Below are 22,401 nucleotides of genomic sequence, written 5' to 3'. Positions count from 1 at the left end.
TCTTTGCAAAGAATTGGGGCGTCCGCAGCCGCGTTGGCTGGGACGTATGCAAGGGCAAATCTGGATCACAGAGGGAACTGCGTCAGAGCAGGCTTGCCCGAAGGATAGCAACGACAATCATAAAATCCTCCTCAGCAAGTGCGTCATGCGCGTTAAATTAGGTGAGAGATTGGACATCGACCCAAACAATTCTCGTTACGGCTGCTTCCTTCCGGATCTGACCGAGTTGGCGAGGCGCTCGCCCGCGCCAACCTCTCAATTCAGTAAATAGGCCGAGTCGGCGACGGTTTCAAGTCTAGTTTAGGGTATCGGGGGCGGCTTTATACGCCCCCGACGGGATTTTGGATGATTAGAGCTGGATTCGAAAGCGGGCAAAGCCGTCTGGCCCGTCGCCAGCTTCCTCAATTTTGAGGTTTTTCAAATCGCCCATATAATCCTTGGCCTTGGGACCCGTATCAAACAGAACCGATGTGTCGGGCAGGGATGTGAACGCCCAATTGCCATCGGCGGAGGGGTTGATTGTGCCTTGCTCAACGATATAGCGCACGATGACATCGCGGTTTGTATCTGGCCCCTCAAAGACGATGGTGTCGCCCATCGCTCCCGGAAAATCCCCGCCGCCAGAGGCGCGATAGTTGTTCGTGGCAACGATGAATTCCTGATCGGGCGTGACGGGCGCGCCGTTATAGGTAAGGTTCACGATGCGATTTGCTGTTTTGTCTGCCATTTCGCCTTTTGCAGTGAAACGAGAGGGTTGGGAGAGGTCAATCTCATAACTCACGCCATCAATAACGTCGAAATTATAGCTTGGGAAATCTGGGTTGAGCAGGACCTGATCGGCTTTGCCCGCTTCAACCTGATTGAACATACCCGCTGAGCGTTCCAACCAGCCTTTAAGTTGTTCGCCGGTAACTTTTACCGCGCGCGCCGTGTTGGGATAGAGATACAGGTCGGCCACGTTTTTGATCGCCACGTCGCCTGCGGGAACATCGGTGTAATATTCCGCGCCGCCGCGCCCACCCGCTTTGAACGGAGCCGCCGCCGAGAGGATCGGAAGGTCTGCGTATTCCGTGCCTGCAAGCATTTCGCCGATGTACCATTTCTGAGCGATGGAAACGATTTGCACCGAGGGGTCGTCGGCCACGAGGGCAAAATAGCTGTGCAACGGGGCCGAAGTTTTCCCAACGGCGCGGCGCACATAGGCCAAGGTTTCGTCGTGTTCTTTTTGCGCGGCGGCGAGGACAAAGTCTTGGCTTTCCACCAGCGCCGAGATGGAGCGATCTTCGTTGCGTTGGGAAATCGGGCGTGCCTCGGACGTGTGGGCCGAGACTTTCCACGTTCCACCGTCATTTTCTAGCATGAGGTCAATCACCCCCAAATGGCTACCCCAGAACCCGCCCATCGCGGCGGGTTTACCGTGAATGGTGCCTTTTTCGGCATCCACTCCGGCGAAATCGGCGTATTGTGTTCCGGGGAAAACGAGGTGGCTGTGGCCTGTCATGATGGCGTCAATGCCGTCAACCGTGGCCAAGGGCACGGAGGCATTTTCCATGAACTCGGTTTCATTGGCCGATCCGATTCCCGAGTGGGACAGTGCGATGATGATGTCCGCGCCAGCTTCCTTCATTTCGGGAACATAGGCGCGGGCAGTCTCGACAATATCGCGTGTTGTCACGTTGCCTTCGAGGTGGCGGCGATCCCAATTCATCACTTGCGGCGGCACAAACCCAATCAGGCCGATTTTGATCGGATGTTCGGTGCCTGTGCCGTCTGTGATCATGCGGTCGAGAATGACATAGGGCTTGAGGAGGGTTTTATCGTCGCGTGGATTGGCTCCACGTTCAACGACAACATTGGCGGACACCACGGGGAAATTCGCGCCCGCGATGGATTTCATCAGGAAATCGAGGCCATAGTTGAATTCGTGGTTGCCCAACGTCGACGCGTCAAAACCAACGGCGTTCATTGCGGCAATCACGGGGTGCATATCGCCGTCCTTCATGCCGCGTTCATAGGCGATATAATCGCCCATCGGGTTGCCTTGAAGAAAGTCGCCGTTGTCGAGCAAGATCGAGTTTGTGGCTTCGGCGCGCACATCAACGATGTGGCTCGCGGTGCGGGCGAGGCCGACGGTGTCGATGGGTTTGTCGGAATAATAGTCATACGGGAAGACATGCACGTGCAGGTCCGTTGTTTCCATAATACGCAAATGCGCTTGGTTGGCGGCGGCACGCGCCGAGAACGGATGCATGGCAAGCAATGTCGTTCCAAAAGCTGCTCCAGCGACGAATTCGCGGCGGCTGATCAATGTTGAATTCCTAAGTCCCATGACGTTCTCCGATTCTGTTTTGTGCAGCTTTAGAAATCTACGGTGACACAGTTATGACAAAAAACGAAATTCTCTGTGCTGTAGGTTTGCTCTGGCCCTTGCGGTAGAACGCCAAAAAGTTGAAGTTGTGCAAAAAGAAAATGAGGGTGTGCAGTGAAGATAGCTGAAACGGTAACATTTGGTGGTTCGGGCTTGGACCGTGCGGCGCAACTTCGTGGCGATGCCACCCTCATGCAAAAGCACCTGACCACGGGTGATATTCTACCGCTTTGGCGAGGCAAGGTTTTGGTGCAGGGCGAGGCCCGCGAAAATTTGGCGCGTTTGCCGCAGGGACATCCCGCGCTAAAAGACTCAACGGGGGAGTATATCTTCCTCGGCCTTGATGATGGGCAGGCAGTTTTCGCTTGTGACATCTCATCTTGGGAGCCGCCCGATCAGGATTTGGAACTCGTTGGCCAGTTTTTTGACCCCTCAGAGCAAATCCACCCCGAACTCGCACAAGGCGTTGTTTTTGCCGAACTTCGCTCCGTGATGGCGCAATTGTCGCCACGAGATGCGGAGTTAGTCGCGACCGCGAAGGCGTTGTTCAATTGGCATGATAGCCATGGCTTCTGTGCCAAATGTGGTGGCAAAAGTGCGATGACCATGGCGGGGTGGCAGCGCAATTGCACGCTTTGTGACAGTTCGCATTTCCCACGCACCGACCCTGTCGTGATCATGCTCATCACACATGGCAATCAGTTGCTTTTGGGGCGCAGTCCGGGGTGGCCGGAGGGGATGTACTCGACCCTCGCAGGATTTGTGGAGCCCGGCGAAACCTTGGAAGCGGCGGTACGGCGCGAAGTTTTTGAGGAATCCGGCATTGAGGTCGGTGCCGTGACCTATTTGGCCAGCCAGCCGTGGGCTTTCCCGTCGTCCCTGATGTTTGGGTGCCATGGCGAAGCCTTGAACACAGATATTACGATTGATCCCGTTGAAATCGAAGATGCGTTTTGGATAAGTCGCGAGGATCTTATGCAGGTGATGGCCGGTGAGCATCCGAAAATTAGGGCCGCAAGACGTGGCTCGATCGCACAATTTTTAATGACAAACTGGCTTGCAGATCGACTCAATTGAGGCAAGAAGGTACCATCCAAGGAAAGCGGACCCATGATATTTGTATCCACCGAAGACATCGAAGCGCCTATCGAGGTCGTGTATCGTGCGGTTTCCGACTTCGATAGCTTTGAGCGATCCGCTTTGCGCCGTGGGCTAGAAGTGAAACCTTTAGACGAAAACGCTCTCGACGGCGCAGTCCAAGGGTGGAACGTTGTCTTTCAATATCGTGGTAAAAAGCGCGAGTCTGTCGCCCGCTTGATTGATGTTGTTCCGGACCAAGGTTTTACCATCAACGGTGGAACGGGCGGACTTCACGGGGCGATGGTTGTCGACTTGGTTGCGCTCTCAAAAATGCACACCCGTCTAAAAGTGACGGTGGAATTGAGTGCGAAAACATTGTCGAGTCGCCTGCTCCTGCAATCGATGAAATTGGCAAAAACGAAACTTAGGCAGCGATTCGAAAAGCGTGTGAGCACTATGGCCCAAGACATTGAAGACAGATTTAAGCCGGGGACCAAAACCTAAATTCGGCAATAGCTGTTCGTATTAAGGTTTGTGACGCCGTGGATCGGCCGGATAAACACCCAAAATATCGAGGTGATCCGTGAAGTATTCGAGCTCTTCCAGCGCGAGTTGTACGCTTCTATCGTCGGGATGGCCTTCAATTTCGGCATAGAATTGTGTCGCCGTGAAGTGGCCGCCTACCATATAACTCTCAAGTTTCGTCATGTTGACGCCATTGGTCGCAAATCCGCCCATTGCTTTGTACAGCGCCGCGGGGATATTGCGAACTCGGAAAACCAAACTTGTAATCATTCCGTCTTCGCCACGGCGCGAGAGATCAGGGGTGCCCGACATCACAAGAAACCGCGTGGTGTTGTTGCCTTGGTCTTCGATATGACGCGCGACAACTTCAAGGCCATAGATTTCGCCGGCCAATTCGCTGGCAAGGGCCGCTTCGCTTGGGTCGCCAAGGGCCGCCACGTCGCGGGCGGCCGCGGCATTGTCCGACCAGTTCAGGGTGTCGAGGTTGTTGGCTTGCAAGAACTCGCGGCATTGTCCCAGTAGAATAGACATGCTTCGGGCTCGCTTGATGTCCGCAAGTTTGGTGCCGGGAATCGCCAAAAGATTGATGTGCACCCGCACAAATGCTTCGCCAACGATATGCAAACCACTTGTCGGCAAAAGCGAGTGAACGGGCGCAACGCGGCCATATGTTGAATTCTCAACACCAATCATTCCCAGTTGCGCATCACCGCGCCGTACCGCGGCCACCGCCGATTCAAAGGTTTCGCAGGGCAATGGTTCGAAGTCTGGATGCGCTTCACGGCAGGCTTGGTGTGAATACGAGCCTGCTTCACCTTGATATGAGATCATTTTTGGCATTTTTCGGCTCTCCGAGAGTTTTTTTCGCAAAAGGGCGTTTCGTCGCGGTAACTACATCTTGCTCTTTGGTTATGGAAGAGGCTACACATCCTCAACCTTCTACCAAGATGGAACGAGACATGTTCGACACAATGACAATGACTAAAATAGTTGGTGCCTTTTGCGGGGCACTCCTGGTATTTCTTTTTGGCACTTGGGCTGCTGATGTCCTGTATCATACAGGCGGCGGCTCTCATGGTGATGAAGCCGCTGAGCAAGGCTACCTGATCGAGACGGTATCAGCTGAAACCACCGAAGTTGATGAAGAAGAAATTTCCTTCGAAGAACTTTTAGCCGGTGCAGACATCGACAAGGGCTCGAAAGTCTTTGGCAAGTGTAAAGCTTGTCACAAAGTTGAACCTGGGGCGAACGGAGTTGGTCCCACATTGTTCAACGTTGTCGACCGCGATATCGGGTCTGAAGCGGAGTTTAGCTATTCTGATGTGATCGCAGCTATGGACGGAAACTGGGATGGCGAGAACCTCGACGGTTTCCTTGAAAACCCAAAATCTTTCGCTCCAGGTACAAAAATGGGCTTCGCTGGATTGAAAAAACCAGAAGATCGCGCCAACGTGATTGCGTATCTTGCAACCATCGGCGGCTAACAGCCTAACAATAATACTGTTTTACAGGCCGCACTGCAAAGGTGCGGCCTTTTTTGTGGATTTTTGCCAAAATTCACAGGTGTTCACGGAATCTCAACTTGTATGTTTAACCCTTGGGTAATTAGGCTGGTTTTAATAAAAATGTCTCAATCGCAGAACGCGTCCGGAGGATAACAATGTCTCAGAGTTTTGGTTCCGCCCAAGCTATCGATCAGGCCCATGTCAATTTAAGAAACTCACGGGTCCGCTTCCCGAACCTCGCCATGCTTGGATTGGCGGTTTCAGTTCTATTTTGCAGCACCCTCGCGGGGCGTGCTGAACAAGAAGTGATACAGTCCCATGGGATTTCAACGTTTGGAAATCTGAACTACGACGCGGATTTTGAGAATCTTTCCTATGTGAATCCGGAAGCCCCCAAAGGCGGGGAAATGTCTCTCGCGATCGTCGGATCATTTGATTCGATGAATCCGTTTTCGCGCAAGGGTGATCCTGGTGCTTTAGCAACGATCATGTATGAATCTCTCCTTTCTGGTGTTTCTGATCAAATCGGCTCAAGCTATGGCTTGCTCGCTGAAACTATTGAGTATCCGGTGGATAAATCGTGGGTGATTTTCCACATGCGTCCCGAGGCCACGTTTTCTGACGGTTCGCCTGTAACAGCCAAAGACGTTGAATTCACCTACGAGTTGTTTCTGAAAGAGGGGCTGACATCGTATCGCGCGGTACTCTCTCAGCAGGTTGAGAGCGCGGAAATCATTGACAACCACACAATTAAATTCAATTTCAAGCCGGACGCCGTGAAGCGCGAAATCATTCAGGCCGTCGGTGGTTTGCCGATTTTTCAGAGCAGCTGGTTTGCAGAAACGGGCGCTATACTGGATGAAACGCGCCTCGCCACAGCGCTTGGATCGGGGCCTTACATGCGTGGTGAGACCGAAGTCGGCCGCCGCTTGACCTTCGTCCGCAACCCAGAATATTGGGGTCGCGATTTGCCGATCAACATCGGGCGCTCCAACTTTGATTCAATCCGCATAGAGTATTTTGGCGATGATACTGCGGCCTTTGAAGCCCTCAAATCTGGCGTTGTCCATTTTCGGGTTGAAAACTCGTCCAAAACTTGGGCGACGGGATACAACTTTCCAGCCATTGAAGATGGGACCGTCATTCTGGAAACCGTGTTTGACGGCACGATTGCTTCTGGGCAAGCGTTTGTTTTCAATCAACGCGGTGAGCACGCCGAGCGTTTTGGCGACATTCGTGTTCGCGAGGCCTTGGCTCTAATGTTCAATTTTGAATGGTCAAATGAAACCCTGTTTTATGGCCTGTATGAACGGGTGGATTCGTTGTGGGAAAACTCCGATTTAGAAGCGACAGGATTGCCCGAAGGCGAAGAATTGGTCTTGCTGGAAAGTATCCGAGACAAATTGCGGCCCGAAATCTTTACAGAGCCTGCTGTCATGGCGCCGGTGTCGGGGCAGCGTCGTTTGGATCGCAAAAACCTGCGCAAGGCCTCCGGACTTTTGGATGATGCTGGCTGGATTGTTGGCGATGATGGTTTGCGGCGCAACGCCGCGGGTGACACGCTTGATGTCGAATTCCTTGAACGTTCGCCAGCTTTTGATCGCGTGATTTCACCCTATGTCGAGAATTTGCTTGCCCTTGGGGTGAAAGCCAAACTGAACCGCGTTGATCCTGCGCAATTTAGTGAGCGTCGTCAAAGTTTCGACTATGACGTGATTACGGCGCACGAAGGGGGCGGGAATGAACCGGGTGATGAGTTGCTACAGCAATTTGGTAGCGAAACAGCGCTAGAAAGCATTTTCAACCCCGCAGGGATCAGCAGCCCTGCCATCGACGCCCTTATTGACGTCATTCGCAACGCCGAAACCCTTGAAGAGCTGCACGTGGCGACACGCGCATTGGATCGCGTATTGCGGGCCGAAAAATACTTGGTTCCACAATGGTATAAGGATGTTCACACGTTTGCGTATTTCGATTTTTACCGCCATCCAGAGGAAATCGCCCCGTTTGATTCGGGGTATCTAGATTACTGGTGGGTGGACGCAGAAAGATATGACGCGCTCAAAGCATCTGGCGCAATTAAGTAGAGCTAGGAGCAAGTCATGGGTGCGTATATTCTTCGTCGGCTATTGCTGATCATTCCAACATTGTTCGGCATTATGGTCGTGAATTTCACGCTGACGCAATTCGTACCCGGCGGGCCGATTGAACAAATCCTTGCGGAGCTTGAGGGCGAAGGGGATGTGTTTAAGTCTATCTCCGGCTCTGGTGGTGATGCTGGAATATCGGATTCCTCGCTTGATGTTGGTAGCAAATATATCGGCGCCCGTGGCCTTCCCCCCGAAGCGATTGCGGAGTTGGAGCGCCAGTTTGGGTTTGATAAACCACCGCTTGAGCGTTTCTTCACCATGATGTGGAATTATATCCGGCTTGATTTTGGCGAAAGCTATAACCACGATCAAAAAGTGCTGGATTTAGTGTGGGAAAAACTACCGGTTTCGATTTCACTTGGGCTTTGGTCGACGCTCATTGCCTATGCAATCTCGATTCCGCTGGGCATCAAAAAGGCCGTTTCCGACGGAAGCCGTTTTGATACCTTCACCAGCGGCATTATCATTGTTGCCTATGCATTGCCCGGTTTCTTGATCGCCATCCTGCTGATCGTGCTTTTTGCGGGGGGCTCTTATTGGCAGATTTTCCCGCTTCGCGGTCTGACTTCGGACAATTTCGACAGTTTAAGTCTGGGCGGCAAAGTCCTTGATTATTTCTGGCACATCGCGTTACCAACGATTGCCATGTCTATTGCATCCTTTGCTGGCCTGACGCTTCTGACAAAAAACAGTTTTCTTGACGAGGTGCGCAAACAATACGTCGTGACTGCGCGCGCAAAAGGCTTGTCGGAGTCGCGCGTTTTGTATGGGCATATTTTCCGCAATGCGATGCTCATCGTGATCTCCGGATTTCCCGCGCTTTTCCTCTCGGTTTTTCTAACGGGGTCGGTGATTATCGAAACGATTTTCTCGCTCGACGGATTAGGCCGTTTAGGGTTTGAAGCCGCCGTAAAACGCGACTTTGCCCTCGTGTTCGGAACGTTGTTTTTCTTTGGATTGATCGGGCTAATCATCGGAATTATTTCGGATTTGATGTATGTGTACGTGGACCCAAGGATCGATTTTGAAAGTAGGGGAGACTAAAGATGAAGCTCTCACCGCTGAACCAACGCCGCTGGTCAAACTTCCGCAAAAATCGCCGCGCGTTCTATTCGTTGATTATTTTCGCCGTGCTTTTTGGACTGTCCTTGTTCGCAGAATTTATCGCGAATGATAAGCCAATTTTGGTCAAGTATCGGGGTGAGTTTTACGTCCCAATATTCAACGTTTACTCGGAAGAGACATTCGGAGGGGACTTACCCGTCGCCGCCGATTACGCTTGGGTTAGTCAGGAATGTCTAATCAAGACAGGCGGCAATCTCGACTGTTATGATACGCCTGAAGAAACAATGTTAGACGCGGAAGACGGCGAAATTGCGGGTGAAAAGATCGACAGGGGCTGGATGATTTGGCCTCTCATTCCAAACAATTACCGCAACCAAGTGAATCGCCCCGGTGCCGCTCCTTCGCCGCCTGATCGCTACAATTGGCTCGGTACCGATGACACGAAACGCGATGTTTTGGCGCGGGTGATTTACGGGTTCCGCCTGTCGATCCTCTTTACCCTTGTCGTTACGGGCATTTCTTCGGTTCTTGGGATCGTCGCGGGTGCAGTACAGGGGTATTTTGGCGGACGCGTTGACCTCATTTTTCAAAGGCTCCTTGAGATTTGGGGCTCAACCCCAAGCCTCTACGTCATCATCATCCTGTTCGCCGTTTTAGGGCGAAGTTTTTGGCTCTTGGTCTTTGTGATGATCCTCTTTGGCTGGCCGGCCCTTGTGGGCGTTGTTCGAGCCGAATTCTTGCGGGCACGCAACTTTGAATACGTGCGCGCGGCGCGGGCTTTGGGCGTTTCCAATCGCGTGATTATGTTCCGCCATATGCTGCCGAACGCTATGGTTGCAACCCTGACGTTAATGCCTTTCATCATTACCGGCACAATCGGAAGCCTCGCGGGCCTCGATTTCCTCGGATATGGATTGCCGTCTTCGTCGCCGTCCCTCGGCGAGTTGACTCAGCAAGCCAAGCAAAACCTTCAAGCTCCGTGGCTGGCCTTCTCGGCGTTTTTCACCTTCACTATCATGCTGTCACTCCTCGTGTTTATTTTCGAGGGTATCCGCGACGCATTTGACCCCCGAAAGGTGTTCCAATGAAGACCGCACTTCAAGTCCGCAACCTCCACATCGGCTTCATGCAGGACGGCGTTTTAAATGAGGCCGTCAAAGGGGTTTCCTTTGAGGTCGGTGAAGGCGAAACCGTCGCGTTGGTTGGGGAATCTGGATCGGGAAAGTCGATCACTGCGTTGTCTACTGTGTCGCTTCTGCCAGAAAGTGCTCGGATTTCAGGCTCCGTTATCTATCAAGGGACGGAAATGATCGGCGCCCCCGATAAAGATCTGCGACGTGTGCGGGGAAATGATATTAGCTTTATTTTCCAAGAGCCTATGACTTCGCTTAATCCTTTACATACCATCGAAAAACAGTTGGTTGAGGGCATCGCCTTGCATCAGGGACTGACGGGAAAGGCTGCGCGGGATCGCGTTGTTGAACTGTTGGAAAAGGTTGGAATCCCAGACCCGCGCGGTCGACTTGATGCGTACCCCCACCAACTTTCTGGTGGCCAACGGCAGCGTGTGATGATCGCAATGGCCCTCGCGAACGGACCGGAGCTTCTGATTGCAGATGAGCCAACAACGGCTTTGGATGTGACCATTCAAGCACAAATCCTTGAGCTTTTATCGGAGCTTAAAAAGAGCGAGAACATGAGCCTTTTGTTCATCACCCACGATCTGGGGATTGTGCGCAAAATCGCGGATCGGGTAGTGGTGATGCGCAATGGCGAGGTCGTAGAGACGGGCCCAACAGCCGAGATATTTGACACGCCCAAGCATCCCTATACAAAACAATTGCTCGATGCGGAGCCCGCGGGGCGGCCAGAACCTGTACCTTCGGATGCAAAGCCATTGATTAAAACCACGGACTTGCGAATTTGGTTTCCGGTTCACAAAGGCTTCCTCAAGCGTACTGTTGGGCACATCAAAGCTGTCAATCAAGCGAGCCTTTCGGTGCGTTCGGGGGAAACCCTCGGGATCGTTGGCGAGTCGGGGTCGGGTAAAACGACCCTCGCGCTCGCTATCATGCGCCTCATTCAATCACAGGGTCAAATTGAGTTTGATGGGCGGGCGATTGACTCCCTTAAAAATCGCGACATGACACCTTTGCGCCGCGATATGCAGATTGTGTTTCAGGACCCGTTCGGATCCCTATCGCCACGGATGACCGCAGGTCAGATTATTGCCGAAGGCTTGGCTATTCACGACGTGGCGCAAGGCCGCGCGCCCTTGGATTTGGTCAAAGAAATGATGCTGGAAACGGGACTCGATCCGGCAACAATTGATCGCTATCCGCACGAGTTCTCGGGGGGGCAACGCCAACGTATTGCCATCGCGCGTGCGATGATTTTGCGACCAAAACTTGTGGTGCTCGATGAGCCAACTTCGGCCTTAGACCGGACTGTTCAGCAGCAAATCATTGCGCTTCTGCGAGATCTTCAGAAGAAATATCAACTGGGATATTTGTTTATCAGCCATGACCTTAAAGTTGTTCGCACCCTCAGTCATAAAGTGATTGTTATGAAAGATGGCGATGTGGTCGAAGCAGGGACGAGCGAACAGATATTCGAAAACCCGACAACGGAATACACCCGCGCTCTTATTGCTGCTGCTCTAGATCTGAACGTAACCTCGGCCTAAACGGCCGAGCTATGGCCTGTTTTAGAGAGGGCGTAGGCGTCAAAGGCGCGTGCGATGACTCGTGTGAGAGGCCGGAATGCAGGCGGTATTTTAAGCACGCCATTCGATAGAGAGACCACGTCGGAAAACTGTGAGGCCACGGGTTCTATTAGGAGCAATATTTCCGCTTTTGGCAGCCCAAATTCCTTGGCAATCTGACCCGTATCTATTTTAAAGTCGCACATCAGAACTTCAATCAACCGACCGCGCAGCTTATCGTTGGCAGAAAAACTGTGCCCCTTTTTCGTTGAAAAATTCCCACCACGGATGGCCGCGATATGTTGCGAAGTCGCCGCAGCGTTCTGAGTATATCCCTGAGGAAAGCGGGAGATCGATGATGCCCCAAGCCCGATCAGCACATCCGACGTGTCCTCGGTATACCCTTGAAAATTCCGCCGCAGTCTACCCGCTTTTTGGGCGATACTGAGACCGTCGGAGGGCAGGGCGAAATGGTCGATCCCTACGGCGGTATACCCGTCCCATTCAAACAATTTCCGAGCAACTTCAAATAAGGCCAAACGTTCTTGAGGGGAAGGGAGGGCCTCCTCGGGGATCATATTTTGACGACGCGCCATCCAGGGAACATGGGCGTAGCCATAGAGCGCTACTCGGTCCGGTGAAAGCGAGAGTAACTTTTGCACGCTTTGGGTGATTTTTTCGGGTGTTTGGTGCGGCAAACCATAGAGAATATCGGCATTGAGCGATGCGATGCCGCGTGCGCGGATTGCAGTGATGGCGGATTCTGTGAGCTCGTAGCTTTGCTCACGGCCAATTGTTTTTTGGATTTCGGGGTCGAAGTCCTGAACGCCAATTGAGGCCCGATTCATACCCGCTTTTGCAAGGGCATCTAAACGCGCGTCGTCAATTTCGTTGGGGTCGATTTCAACTGAAAACTCCCCATCCGGCGCGAGGGGGGCGACGCTGTAAATTGCCTCCGCCAGTTCCGTCATCATGTCGGGAGCGAGGAGAGTGGGCGTACCACCGCCCCAGTGAAGCCGCTCGAGGGTAACGCCTTTTGGCAACGTCGCCCGCAGCAATTCGATCTCGGCTTTCAGGACCTCAAGGTAGGCGCGGACCGGCGCATCCGATGTTGTTCCTTGGGTGCGACAGGCGCAAAACCAACACAGGCGTCGGCAAAACGGCACATGCACATAAAGCGAAATCTGCCGCCCTTCCGGGATCGCGGAAATCCAGTTCACGAAAGTCTCGGGCCCAACGTCAGCGGAAAAATGTGGCGAGGTCGGATAACTGGTGTAACGCGGCACGCGCGCGTCGAAAAGTCCGTGACGGGCAAGTTGTATATTTTGTTCCATCCGGATACCCTAATTGTAGTCTCGGCGGCATGGCTTTGACACAAATCAAATCGAGAGACCATAATGAGACCAGCGGACATAAATTTAGGCTTTAGTTCCTGCGGTGACTGCCCAATTCGCGAACGTGCTGTCTGTGCGCGGTGCGAGCCAGACGAGTTGGATGTGCTTGAGAAAATTAAATATTACCGGAGCTATGAGGCGGGTCAGACGGTTGTTTGGGCAGGGGATCGCATGGATTTTGTGGCGTCTGTTGTGTCTGGAATCGCCTGTTTAAGCCAGACAATGGAAGATGGCCGCACGCAGATGGTTGGCCTTTTGCTTCCCTCAGATTTTGTCGGACGTCCCGGGCGCGCGATTGCCGCCTATGAGGTAACAGCGACCACGGATCTTGTAATGTGCTGTTTTCGCAAGAAACCATTTGAGGACTTGGTGGCGTCCACCCCTGCGATTTCCCGCCGTTTGCTGGAAATGACGCTGGATGAATTGGACGCTGCGCGGGAATGGATGCTGCTTTTGGGGCGCAAAACGGCCCGCGAGAAAATCTCCAGTCTCTTTGCCATCATTGGCCAGCGCAGCACGCCGCTTTCGGGCGAGGGCATGCGGACAACCTTGGAATTTGATTTGCCGCTCACCCGTGAAGCGATGGGTGATTATCTTGGTTTGACGATTGAAACCGTGAGCCGCCAAATTACAGCGCTCAAGAAAAGCGGTGTCATCGAACTCGACGGTAAGCGCCACGTTCGGATTCCGGATTTTCAACGATTGCTAGCGGAAGCCGGAGATGATTCGGATGGAGGAATGCCCTCGTAGGCAAATTGGGCGGAAAAAAACTCCCGCCCAAAGCGTTCCTAGTGCGCCATAAATACTGGTACTTCAGTTCGTTCAAGCATGTGACGTGTGGCGCCGCCTAAGATGGCTTCGCGGAAACGTGAATGCCCATAGGCCCCCATGACCAACATATCCGCATCGGTGTCCACGATATGGCGGGTTAAAACATCCGCGACGCGCGGTAGGGATTTTGCGAGCACGGAAATCTCGGCCTTCACGCCATGACGAGCCAGCATTTGCGACAACGGACCACCGGGGTCTGAGCGATTGGCCCCATGGGCTGGTGGGTCAATTATCGTGATATTTACTAAATCCGCAGAGATCATAAGGGGCAGAGCGGCACGAATTGCGTTCAGAGCTTCTAGGCTCTCATTCCACGCAACCACGATCCGCTTGGGCTTAACAGCCGATTTGGCTTTGTCCGGCACAATGATGGTCGGCGCGTGCCCCTCAAACAAGGCCGCCTCTAGGAGAGCTTCGTCTTGACCGCCGCGGCCTTCACCATAGGGTTTTGGAAGAACAACAATGTCAGAGAAGCGCGCGTGAATTGAGACGAGACGGGCAAGGCTGGGCAAAGCGACGGTGGCTTTGTCGACTGCCCAAGTAAATGGCGACCCTTCTAGAGTTTTGCGCGTCCATGCTTCGCTTTTTTCTGCGTCCTCATGGGCGTGCGCAAAGGCTTCTTGCTGGATCAGTGCATTGGCGCCTGCGTAATAATACCCGACCTGAGTGCGGTCGATCCCAAGGCAAAACGCATCCAAGTGACCGTTTTGCTCGGTTGTCATATTTGCCGCATAGCTAAGAGCGGCAGCGCTGGTTATTGAATCCGTCATAAACGTAAGAATTGACTTATAGGCCATGGAGGGTCTCCCTTTATGTTGTATGTGGATACTAGGAGGATGTGCATTGTTGTTCTTTGACCTCGATCAACCTTTTGATGGCATGAATTGACATGGATCAAAGCGCGGTATTAGTCTGAAAAGATACCTAAAAAATTATAAGAACGCACTCGCGTGATTAGAATCACGACGGGAATGGACGAAGGGACAAAAAATGTGGGATTATTTTAAGCTGCTCTTGCTTGCATTGGTGGCGGTTTTCGCCGCCATTGCTGCAAATTACGCAAGAGATTTAGCTTATCAGGTGCACGCCTTATTGGTTATGGCTGTGTCTGCTGGGCTTTTTGTTTGGACATTGCGCCAAACAGGGGAGCCCAAAAAGGCAGCTCCAACTGGATATATGGACGATGTCATTCGCGCGGGGGCGGTTGCCACTGTGGCGTGGGGCATTGTTGGGTTTTTAGTAGGGACGTTTATCGCGTTCCAGCTGGCTTTCCCTGTCCTGAACTTTGAGTGGGCCGAAGGGTATGCCAATTTTGGGCGACTTCGTCCTTTGCATACCTCGGCGGTTATTTTTGCCTTTGGTGGTAACGCACTGATCTGTACCAGCTTTTATGTTGTTCAACGTACCTCTGCGGTGCGCCTTTGGGGCGGCAATCTCGCGTGGTTTGTATTCTGGGGTTACAACCTCTTTATCGTTCTTGCTGCGACGGGGTATCTGCTCGGGTCAACACAGTCCAAAGAATACGCCGAACCTGAATGGTACGTCGATATATGGCTAACGATTGTTTGGGTCGCCTATTTACTGGTTTTCATGGGCACCATTATGAAGCGCAAAGAAAAGCACATCTATGTGGCCAACTGGTTCTACCTTTCGTTCATTGTTACCGTTGCGATGCTACATATCGTCAACAACCTCAGCCTTCCGGTGTCGATCTTTGGGTCACGCTCGGTGCAGCTCTTCTCTGGGGTTCAGGATGCGATGACGCAGTGGTGGTACGGTCATAACGCGGTGGGCTTCTTCCTTACGGCGGGTTTCTTGGGGATGATGTACTATTTCGTACCTAAGCAAGCCGAACGCCCTGTGTATTCGTATAAACTGTCGATCATCCACTTTTGGGCGCTGATCTTCCTTTATATCTGGGCGGGGCCACACCACCTTCACTATACCGCTCTGCCTGACTGGGCGACAACGCTTGGTATGGTGTTCTCGATTATCCTCTGGATGCCAAGCTGGGGTGGTATGATCAACGGTCTGATGACGCTTTCGGGCGCATGGGATAAGTTGCGCACCGATCCGATCATCCGCATGATGGTCGTCTCGATTGGCTTCTATGGTATGTCCACCTTTGAGGGGCCGATGATGTCGATCAAGTCGGTCAACTCGCTCAGCCACTATACAGACTGGACCATTGGTCACGTGCACTCTGGTGCGCTTGGTTGGAACGGTATGATCACCTTTGGTGCGATGTATTATCTCTTCCCACGCCTGTGGAACAAGGAGCGCCTGTATTCACTCAAACTTGTGAACTGGCATTTCTGGCTCGCCACAATCGGTATCGTATTCTATGCGGCCTCCATGTGGGTCACCGGAATTATGGAAGGTCTGATGTGGCGCGAGGTTGACTCCCAAGGGTTCCTTGTATGGGCATTCGCCGACACGCTTGGTCCGAAATTCCCAATGTTGGTCGTACGCGGTTTGGGCGGAGTTCTGTTCCTCTCTGGCGCATTGATCATGGCGTATAACCTCTGGATGACTGTTGTGCGGGCCCCTGAAAAGGCCCCCGCGATGGTCGCCGCAGAATAAGGAGGGTTCAGATATGGGAATTCTCGACAAACACAAAGTCATTGAGAAAAATGCGACTCTCCTGTTGGTCGGCAGCCTTTTGGTTGTCTCCATCGGGGGGATCGTAGAAATCGCGCCACTGTTTTACATCCAAAATACGATCGAAGACGTTGAGGGCATGCGTCCTTATTCTCCGCTCGAATTGACGGGGCGCGAAATCTATGTGCGCGAAGGATGCTACGTCTGTCACAGCCAGATGATCCGTCCGATGCGCGACGAAGTTGAGCGCTATGGCCACTATAGTCTGGCGGCCGAAAGCATGTATGACCACCCGTTCCAATGGGGCTCAAAACGCACGGGTCCAGACCTTGCGCGTGTTGGCGGCCGCTATTCCGACGAGTGGCACATCGCGCACCTCAACAATCCACAATCCGTGGTGCCTGAGTCGATCATGCCGAAATATGGCTTCCTTGAGGATAATTTGATCGATGGTAAATACATCGGCGATTTGCTTCAGGCGCATAAAATGGTCGGCGTCCCTTATACGGACGAAATGTTGGAAAACGCCCAAGCCGACTTTATGGCGCAAGCGGATCCAGACAGCGACTATGACGATATGCTCGAACGCTATCCAAAAGCGCAGGTGCGCAACTTCGATGGCCAAGAGGGTATTTCGGAAACCGATGCGCTGGTGGCGTATCTTCAAATGCTCGGGACATTGGTTGATTTTTCAACCTTTACGCCCGACCCAGACCGCTAGGAGGGCGCATCATGTATACATTCTTGCGTCAGCTTGCCGACAGCTGGGTATTGCTCCTTATGTTCGCTTTCTTCTTGGGGGTGTTCCTTTGGGTTTTCCGTCCGGGAAGCAAAAAGATTTATAAAGAAACGGCAAATATCCCATTTGAACATGAAGACCACCCCGCACCCGATGTGGCCCCAAAGGCCTCAAAGGCGCCCAGAGACGAAAGTGAGGAGGCGTAGCCATGTCAAAGAAACCTGTAAAAAAACAAGATCCGGAAACAACAGGCCACAGTTGGGATGGGATTGAAGAATTCAACAATCCTTTGCCGCGTTGGTGGCTCTGGACGCTTTATGCCTGCATCATATGGGGTATTGGCTACTCCATCGCCTATCCCGCGTGGCCCTTGATCAACGGGGCGACACGGGGGGTGCTTGGATACTCAACCCGCGCCGAAGTGGCCGAAGATATTGCGTATTTCAAGGCTGCCAATGCTGATCTGCGCGACGAGTTGGTGGCTGCGGATTTGAGCGAAGTGGCCAATAATCCCGAACTTCTACATTTTGCCAATGCAAATGGACGGGCGGTTTTTGCAACGTGGTGTTCGCAATGTCACGGGTCGGGTGCTGCGGGGGCTGTTGGCTTCCCCAACTTGCTCGACAATGACTGGCTTTGGGGGGGCGAGATCGAAGCGATCAACGAAACAATCACCGTCGGTGTTCGCAACGAAACCAACGACGATGCGCGTTACTCAGAGATGCCAGCTTTTGGCGACATTCTTGAAGAAGAAGAAATCGCGCAAGTTACGGAGTTCGTCCTCTCGCTCTCGGATGATGATGTCGATCAAACCATGGCGCTCGCCGGGGCGACTGTTTTTGCAGATAATTGCGCTGCCTGTCACGGTGACGAGGGTCTAGGTGACAAAAGTCAAGGCGCACCGAATCTTGCCGATGCAATCTGGCTCTACGGAGGTGATCGCGAAACGATCATGCAAACCGTTACCAACAGCCGCTTTGGCGTGATGCCGGCATGGAATGCACGTTTGAGCGAATCAGATATTCGCGCCGTTGCGATCTATGTCCACGGTCTTGGCGGTGGCGAATAACAAGTTCTGAGGGCGCGAGTCCTTAGTATGGTGCTGACGTCCTGTCCTGTTCGCGCGTTTCTTAGGGCGCAGTACCAAAACAAAGGCGGCAAGCTCCTTCGGGGTCTTGCCGTTTTTGCGTTTTGCACTGCGACCAAGGCGCACAGCCTGCCTGATTTCGAATTGGTCGCAGGGACAATTTCGCGTTTGTGTGAAACTTTGATACACATCAAAGAACCGCGCGGTGATTTCCACCATTAGTGCAGTTCACTATAGGCCCAAGGAGGCGTAAATGAGCGCGTCAGACACACCACCAAAACTCTATGCGGCCCATGAGCCAATTTTTCCACGCCGCGTTTCGGGTGTCTTTCGGAACCTGAAATGGTGGATTATGGCGGTTACGCTCGGGATTTACTATTTGCTCCCTTGGGTGCGTTGGGATCGCGGAGCGAGTCTTTCTGACCAAGCCGTGCTGATTGATTTGGCCCATCGCCGCTTCTTTTTCTTCTGGATCGAAATCTGGCCGCATGAGTTTTATTTCATCGCGGGCCTGTTGATTATGGCCGGGCTTGGGTTGTTTTTGTTTACGTCCGCGCTGGGCCGTGTCTGGTGTGGATATGCTTGTCCCCAAACGGTTTGGACGGATTTGTTCATTCTGGTGGAACGTTGGATTGACGGTGACCGAAACGCCCGTGTGCGCCTCTGGAATGCCAAGTGGGATGCGCGCAAGGTACGTCTTCGGTTGACGAAATGGGCCGTTTGGCTCCTCATCGCGGTCGCGACAGGGGGCGCTTGGGTTTTCTACTTCACGGATGCACCCACGTTGGCCGTGAATTTACTACATGGCACCGCGCATCCGATTGCCTATACAACAATCGCTATCCTGACGCTCACGACTTTCGTTTTTGGCGGATTTATGCGTGAGCAAATTTGCATTTATATGTGCCCATGGCCACGTATTCAGGCAGCGATGACCGACGAAGACACGCTCATGGTGGCTTATCGTCACTGGCGCGGCGAACCTCGTGGCAAATTGCAAAAAGCTGCGCCCGAACCGGACGTTGATGTGGCGCCGCAGGGCGACTGTATCGACTGTATGGCCTGCGTGAATGTGTGCCCCGTTGGCATCGATATTCGCGACGGACAACAGCTTGAATGTATCACCTGTGCGTTGTGCATTGATGCCTGTGATGAGGTAATGGACCGGATCGGCAAGCCACGCGGCTTGATCGATTATATGGCCCTGACGGATGAAATTGCCGAAATGGCAGGCAAACCGCCGCGTTCGCTCTGGAAGCATATCCTTCGTCCGCGCACGATCCTTTATTCTGTGCTTTGGTCGCTGGTTGGGTTCGGCCTTATGTTTGCGCTCTTTATTCGCAGTGATATCGATTTCGTGATCTCGCCCGTGCGTAATCCGACATATGTAACGCTTTCAGACGGTTCTATTCGCAACACATATGAAGTAAGGTTGCGCAACAAACTTGGCGATGAGCGCGGCTTTCAAGTGTCTATCACCTCCGACGCCGACCTAACTGTGCAAGTTGACGATCGCGAAAACAATGTGGTCATGGTGAACCCCGACGAGACCTTCATGCAGCGGGTTCACATCGTCGCGCCCTCCGGCTCGGCCGCCGCGAAAACCGATAGCACGCCGGTAAGGATTTGGATTGAAGATACCGAAACACTCGATCGCGCCTACAAAGACACGATATTTAATGGGAACGGAAAATGAGCAGTAAACCAATCACAGGTCGGCAAGTCTTTTTCTTTGTCTCAGGGGCGTTTGCAATTGTTATCGGGGTGAATCTCACGATGGCCTATTATGCGGTGAGTACCTTCCCGGGGCTTGAGGTGAAAAACTCCTATGTGGCCAGCCAACAGTTCAACGACAAACTCAAGACGCAACTTGCACTTGGATGGACCGTTGTACCGACGTACGCCGATGGCGTTTTGGAGATTGCCATAACGGACGAAGCGGGCACACCCGTCGAGGCGCAACAGATCTCGGGCATCCTAGGACGTGCGACCCATGATCGCGCGGATACTCTGCCCAGTTTCACCTATGCCAACGGTGTTTTTAGCACGCCTGCTGAGCTCGATGTCGGCAACTGGAATTTCCGCATGCAGGCGGTTTCTGTGGATGGAACACCGTTTGAACAACGTGTCGTCATCCATGTGAAAGCGAAGTAATGAGCTCCATGGCTGCCTGTCCTGCATGTGCGGCGGCGCCAGCGGCCGAAGCCCTTGCTGCGCGGGTTCAGGCCGCGACAGGCCAGCATGAACCAATTATGCTCTCGCTTCCGACGGTCCATTGCGCCGTTTGTATCTCGGCTGTTGAGCGGGGACTATTGGCAACCAAAGGCGTGACAAATGCGCGGGTCAACCTGACGCTCAAACGGGTGCGAGTTGAAGCTGAGCCGGAGGTTGATGCCGAGGCGTTGATTTCTGTCTTGGACGGGATCGGCTTTGAAGCGCATGAGCTAGATGCCGATACCATTGCCGCGACGCAAACCGACACGGCGGGCCGCGCACTTTTGATGCGCCTCGCGGTTGCGTTTTTTGCGTCGATGAATGTGATGCTTTTGTCGGTTGCCGTTTGGTCGGGGGCCGAGGGGCCCACGCGCGATATGTTCCACTGGATTTCCGCGGCCATTGCGTTTCCTGCGGTTGGTTTCGCGGCACAGCCTTTCTTTGCGAGTGCCTTTTCGGCGCTGTCAAAGGGGCGGATGAATATGGATGTGCCGATTGCCCTCGCGATTGCGCTGGCGCTAGGCACATCCCTGTATGAGACGATGCATTCGGGGGAATACGCCTATTTTGACGCGGCCCTCACGCTAACCTGCTTCCTTCTCGCGGGACGTTACCTTGACCACCGCACACGTGCGGTGGCGCGCTCGGCGGCCGAAGAGCTTGCCGCACTGGAGGTCCCGCGCGCGATCCGCTTGAGCGGTAGTAGCACCGAGGGGCCGACAGAGGAGGTGGTGCCGTTGGCAGCCCTTGCTGTCGGGGATCATGTTTTGGTGCGCCCTGGTTCGCGTATGCCGGTGGACGGGGTAATTCTAACGGGCGAAAGCGAGATCGACCGCTCGCTTCTGACGGGGGAAACTTTGCCGATATTTGCCGCCCCCGGGTATCAGATTAGTGCGGGCGAAGTGAACCTCACAGGGCCGTTAGTCATTCGGGCCACGGCCATTGGCCGCGATAGTTCGCTCCATCAAATGGCCGACCTCGTGGCCATCGCCGAGAGTGGCCGCAGCCGCTATACTTCCCTCGCGGATCAAGCCGCAAAGCTCTATGCGCCTGGTGTGCATATCCTAGCATTGGCCTCTTTTATCGGCTGGTATTACTTTACACGCGACATGCGCCAAGCGATCAATGTGGCTGCTGCTGTTTTGATTATCACATGCCCCTGCGCCCTTGGTCTCGCGGTACCTGCGGTCACAACGGCAGCCTCGGGGCGGCTTTTTAAGCGCGGAATGCTCATCAAGCACGAGACCGCCCTAGAACGCCTCGCTCAAGTTGATTGCGTTGTCTTTGACAAAACAGGCACGCTAACCACGGGTACACCGATTTTGGCGAGCACCGAACACTCGGACTTGGATTTGGAGATTGCCGGCGCCCTCGCGAAGGGATCAAGCCATCCCCTCGCACGGGCCTTGGCGCAGGTGGGAGCTGGATCGGATGGTCCAAACGCGCAGCTTGTCACAGATATTGTCGAAAAGCCGGGTTATGGGCTTGAGGGGATGTGGAACGACTTGCCGGTTCGTCTTGGGCGCGGCGATTGGCTCGGGGCTGATACGTTGGGGGCCGCTGGCCCATCTACTTACCTCAAAGTTGGCGCTTCTGCCGCAGTGTCGTTTGGTTTCGAAGATACCCTTCGCATGGGTGCTGAAGAAGCTGTGCGGGAGCTTTTATCGAGGGGAATCGAGGTTCATCTTTTGTCTGGAGACACCGAAGCCTCTGTGCGCACGCTCGCGCAAACGCTGAACATTCCGACCTTTAGGGCAGGGGTGCTGCCTGCGCAAAAAGCGGATTACGTGAATGCGCTGTCCGAAACCCATCACGTTTTGATGGTCGGAGATGGCCTCAATGATACTGCCGCTCTTGCAGCTGCCTATGTGTCGATGTCGCCCGCGACCGCCCTTGATGCCGCGCGTGTAGCGTCGGATGTTGTGCTGCTGGGGAATGATCTTTCCGTGCTACCTGACGCGCTTAAAACGGCTCAGAACGCGACCAAACGCATTCGCGAAAACTTTCGCATTGCGACGCTGTATAATGTGATCGCCGTGCCGATTGCTGTTGCAGGGCTGGCGACGCCTCTTGCAGCGGCGCTTGCCATGTCGGCCAGCTCAATTACTGTGTCCCTCAACGCTTTGCGTCTAAGGTAA

The 22,401-nt window shown here is 53.5% G+C and carries 19 protein-coding genes and 1 other RNA gene; 15 read left to right on the top strand and 5 right to left on the bottom strand.

All coding sequences use genetic code 11. From position 1 onward, the window contains the following. Window positions 1-159: 159 nt before the first annotated feature. Together ffs and AB9F29_RS04705 are read right to left on the bottom strand one after the other, a co-directional pair. An RNA gene (gene ffs / locus AB9F29_RS04710) (signal recognition particle sRNA small type) lies at window positions 160-258 on the bottom strand. A 91-nt stretch (window positions 259-349) separates the two neighbouring features. Continuing rightward, window positions 350-2,329 carry a bifunctional 2',3'-cyclic-nucleotide 2'-phosphodiesterase/3'-nucleotidase gene (locus AB9F29_RS04705; RefSeq protein WP_369754777.1) on the bottom strand — a complete coding sequence of 660 codons (1,980 nt, stop codon included), beginning with the start codon at window positions 2,327-2,329 and terminating at the stop codon, window positions 350-352. A 153-nt stretch (window positions 2,330-2,482) separates the two neighbouring features. Between AB9F29_RS04705 and nudC the strand changes: the two genes are divergently transcribed. Together nudC and AB9F29_RS04695 are read left to right on the top strand one after the other, a co-directional pair. Then, window positions 2,483-3,445, top strand: coding sequence for an NAD(+) diphosphatase (gene nudC / locus AB9F29_RS04700; RefSeq protein WP_369754776.1), 963 nt, complete (start codon window positions 2,483-2,485; stop codon window positions 3,443-3,445). Between the two features lie 33 nt (window positions 3,446-3,478). Further along, the gene (locus tag AB9F29_RS04695; RefSeq protein ID WP_335583722.1) at window positions 3,479-3,952 is read left to right on the top strand and encodes an SRPBCC family protein; all 474 of its coding nucleotides are present in this window, start codon (window positions 3,479-3,481) and stop codon (window positions 3,950-3,952) included. A gap of 21 nt (window positions 3,953-3,973) precedes the next feature. Here AB9F29_RS04695 and AB9F29_RS04690 read toward each other — a convergent pair whose 3' ends face one another. After that, window positions 3,974-4,813 (bottom strand): prephenate dehydratase, encoded by an 840-nt coding sequence (locus AB9F29_RS04690; protein ID WP_335583721.1) that lies wholly within the window; start codon window positions 4,811-4,813, stop codon window positions 3,974-3,976. On the opposite strand from AB9F29_RS04690, the gene AB9F29_RS04685 reads away from it, so the two are divergent. The 5 genes from AB9F29_RS04685 (at window position 4,807) to AB9F29_RS04665 (ending at window position 11,379) form a co-directional block, all read left to right on the top strand. Continuing rightward, window positions 4,807-5,457 carry a cytochrome c family protein gene (locus AB9F29_RS04685; RefSeq protein ID WP_369754775.1) on the top strand — a complete coding sequence of 217 codons (651 nt, stop codon included), beginning with the start codon at window positions 4,807-4,809 and terminating at the stop codon, window positions 5,455-5,457. The two genes, AB9F29_RS04690 and AB9F29_RS04685, sit on opposite strands and share 7 nt — an antisense overlap. A gap of 176 nt (window positions 5,458-5,633) precedes the next feature. Next, a complete protein-coding gene (locus AB9F29_RS04680; protein ID WP_369754774.1) occupies window positions 5,634-7,565 on the top strand; it encodes an extracellular solute-binding protein in 1,932 nt (643 codons plus the stop codon). A gap of 15 nt (window positions 7,566-7,580) precedes the next feature. Continuing rightward, entirely contained in the window at window positions 7,581-8,672 is a 1,092-nt protein-coding gene (locus tag AB9F29_RS04675) for a microcin C ABC transporter permease YejB (protein WP_039001886.1), read from the top strand. Window positions 8,673-8,674: 2 nt separating this feature from the next. Next, complete coding sequence (locus AB9F29_RS04670; protein ID WP_335583718.1) at window positions 8,675-9,781, top strand: ABC transporter permease; 1,107 nt, start codon at window positions 8,675-8,677, stop codon at window positions 9,779-9,781. Further along, entirely contained in the window at window positions 9,778-11,379 is a 1,602-nt protein-coding gene (locus AB9F29_RS04665; protein ID WP_369754773.1) for an ABC transporter ATP-binding protein, read from the top strand. The genes AB9F29_RS04670 and AB9F29_RS04665 overlap by 4 nt, the downstream gene beginning before the upstream one ends. Here AB9F29_RS04665 and hemN read toward each other — a convergent pair. Beyond that, complete coding sequence (gene hemN / locus AB9F29_RS04660; RefSeq protein WP_369754772.1) at window positions 11,376-12,731, bottom strand: oxygen-independent coproporphyrinogen III oxidase; 1,356 nt, start codon at window positions 12,729-12,731, stop codon at window positions 11,376-11,378. The genes AB9F29_RS04665 and hemN overlap by 4 nt on opposite strands. Before the next feature lie 63 nt (window positions 12,732-12,794). Here hemN and fnrL point away from each other — a divergent pair, with 63 nt between their 5' ends. Further along, entirely contained in the window at window positions 12,795-13,541 is a 747-nt protein-coding gene (fnrL, locus tag AB9F29_RS04655) for a transcriptional regulator FnrL (RefSeq protein ID WP_369754771.1), read from the top strand. A 38-nt stretch (window positions 13,542-13,579) separates the two neighbouring features. Here fnrL and AB9F29_RS04650 read toward each other — a convergent pair whose 3' ends face one another. After that, window positions 13,580-14,419: a universal stress protein gene (locus tag AB9F29_RS04650; protein WP_335583714.1), complete on the bottom strand. Its 840-nt coding sequence runs from the start codon at window positions 14,417-14,419 to the stop codon at window positions 13,580-13,582. 193 nt (window positions 14,420-14,612) lie between these two features. Here AB9F29_RS04650 and ccoN point away from each other — a divergent pair, with 193 nt between their 5' ends. From ccoN to AB9F29_RS04615, 7 genes are all read left to right on the top strand, one after another. After that, the gene (gene ccoN / locus AB9F29_RS04645; RefSeq protein ID WP_335583713.1) at window positions 14,613-16,205 is read left to right on the top strand and encodes a cytochrome-c oxidase, cbb3-type subunit I; all 1,593 of its coding nucleotides are present in this window, start codon (window positions 14,613-14,615) and stop codon (window positions 16,203-16,205) included. A 13-nt stretch (window positions 16,206-16,218) separates the two neighbouring features. Continuing rightward, complete coding sequence (gene ccoO / locus AB9F29_RS04640) at window positions 16,219-16,944, top strand: cytochrome-c oxidase, cbb3-type subunit II (protein ID WP_369754770.1); 726 nt, start codon at window positions 16,219-16,221, stop codon at window positions 16,942-16,944. 11 nt (window positions 16,945-16,955) lie between these two features. After that, complete coding sequence (locus tag AB9F29_RS04635) at window positions 16,956-17,168, top strand: CcoQ/FixQ family Cbb3-type cytochrome c oxidase assembly chaperone (protein ID WP_039001894.1); 213 nt, start codon at window positions 16,956-16,958, stop codon at window positions 17,166-17,168. A gap of 2 nt (window positions 17,169-17,170) precedes the next feature. Next, window positions 17,171-18,031 (top strand): cytochrome-c oxidase, cbb3-type subunit III, encoded by an 861-nt coding sequence (gene ccoP, locus AB9F29_RS04630; RefSeq protein WP_369754769.1) that lies wholly within the window; start codon window positions 17,171-17,173, stop codon window positions 18,029-18,031. A gap of 271 nt (window positions 18,032-18,302) precedes the next feature. Beyond that, window positions 18,303-19,745, top strand: a complete 1,443-nt coding sequence (ccoG, locus tag AB9F29_RS04625; protein ID WP_369754768.1) for a cytochrome c oxidase accessory protein CcoG — start codon at window positions 18,303-18,305, stop codon at window positions 19,743-19,745. Next, window positions 19,742-20,203: a FixH family protein gene (locus AB9F29_RS04620; RefSeq protein WP_369754767.1), complete on the top strand. Its 462-nt coding sequence runs from the start codon at window positions 19,742-19,744 to the stop codon at window positions 20,201-20,203. The genes ccoG and AB9F29_RS04620 overlap by 4 nt, the downstream gene beginning before the upstream one ends. Next, a complete protein-coding gene (locus AB9F29_RS04615; protein ID WP_369754766.1) occupies window positions 20,203-22,401 on the top strand; it encodes a heavy metal translocating P-type ATPase in 2,199 nt (732 codons plus the stop codon). Before AB9F29_RS04620 ends, AB9F29_RS04615 begins: the two co-directional genes overlap by 1 nt.

Origin of the sequence: Falsihalocynthiibacter sp. S25ZX9 (genome assembly GCF_041205405.1) — a bacterium.
GTDB lineage: Bacteria > Pseudomonadota > Alphaproteobacteria > Rhodobacterales > Rhodobacteraceae > Falsihalocynthiibacter > Falsihalocynthiibacter arcticus.
This window is presented reverse-complemented; position numbering and strand designations above follow the sequence as displayed.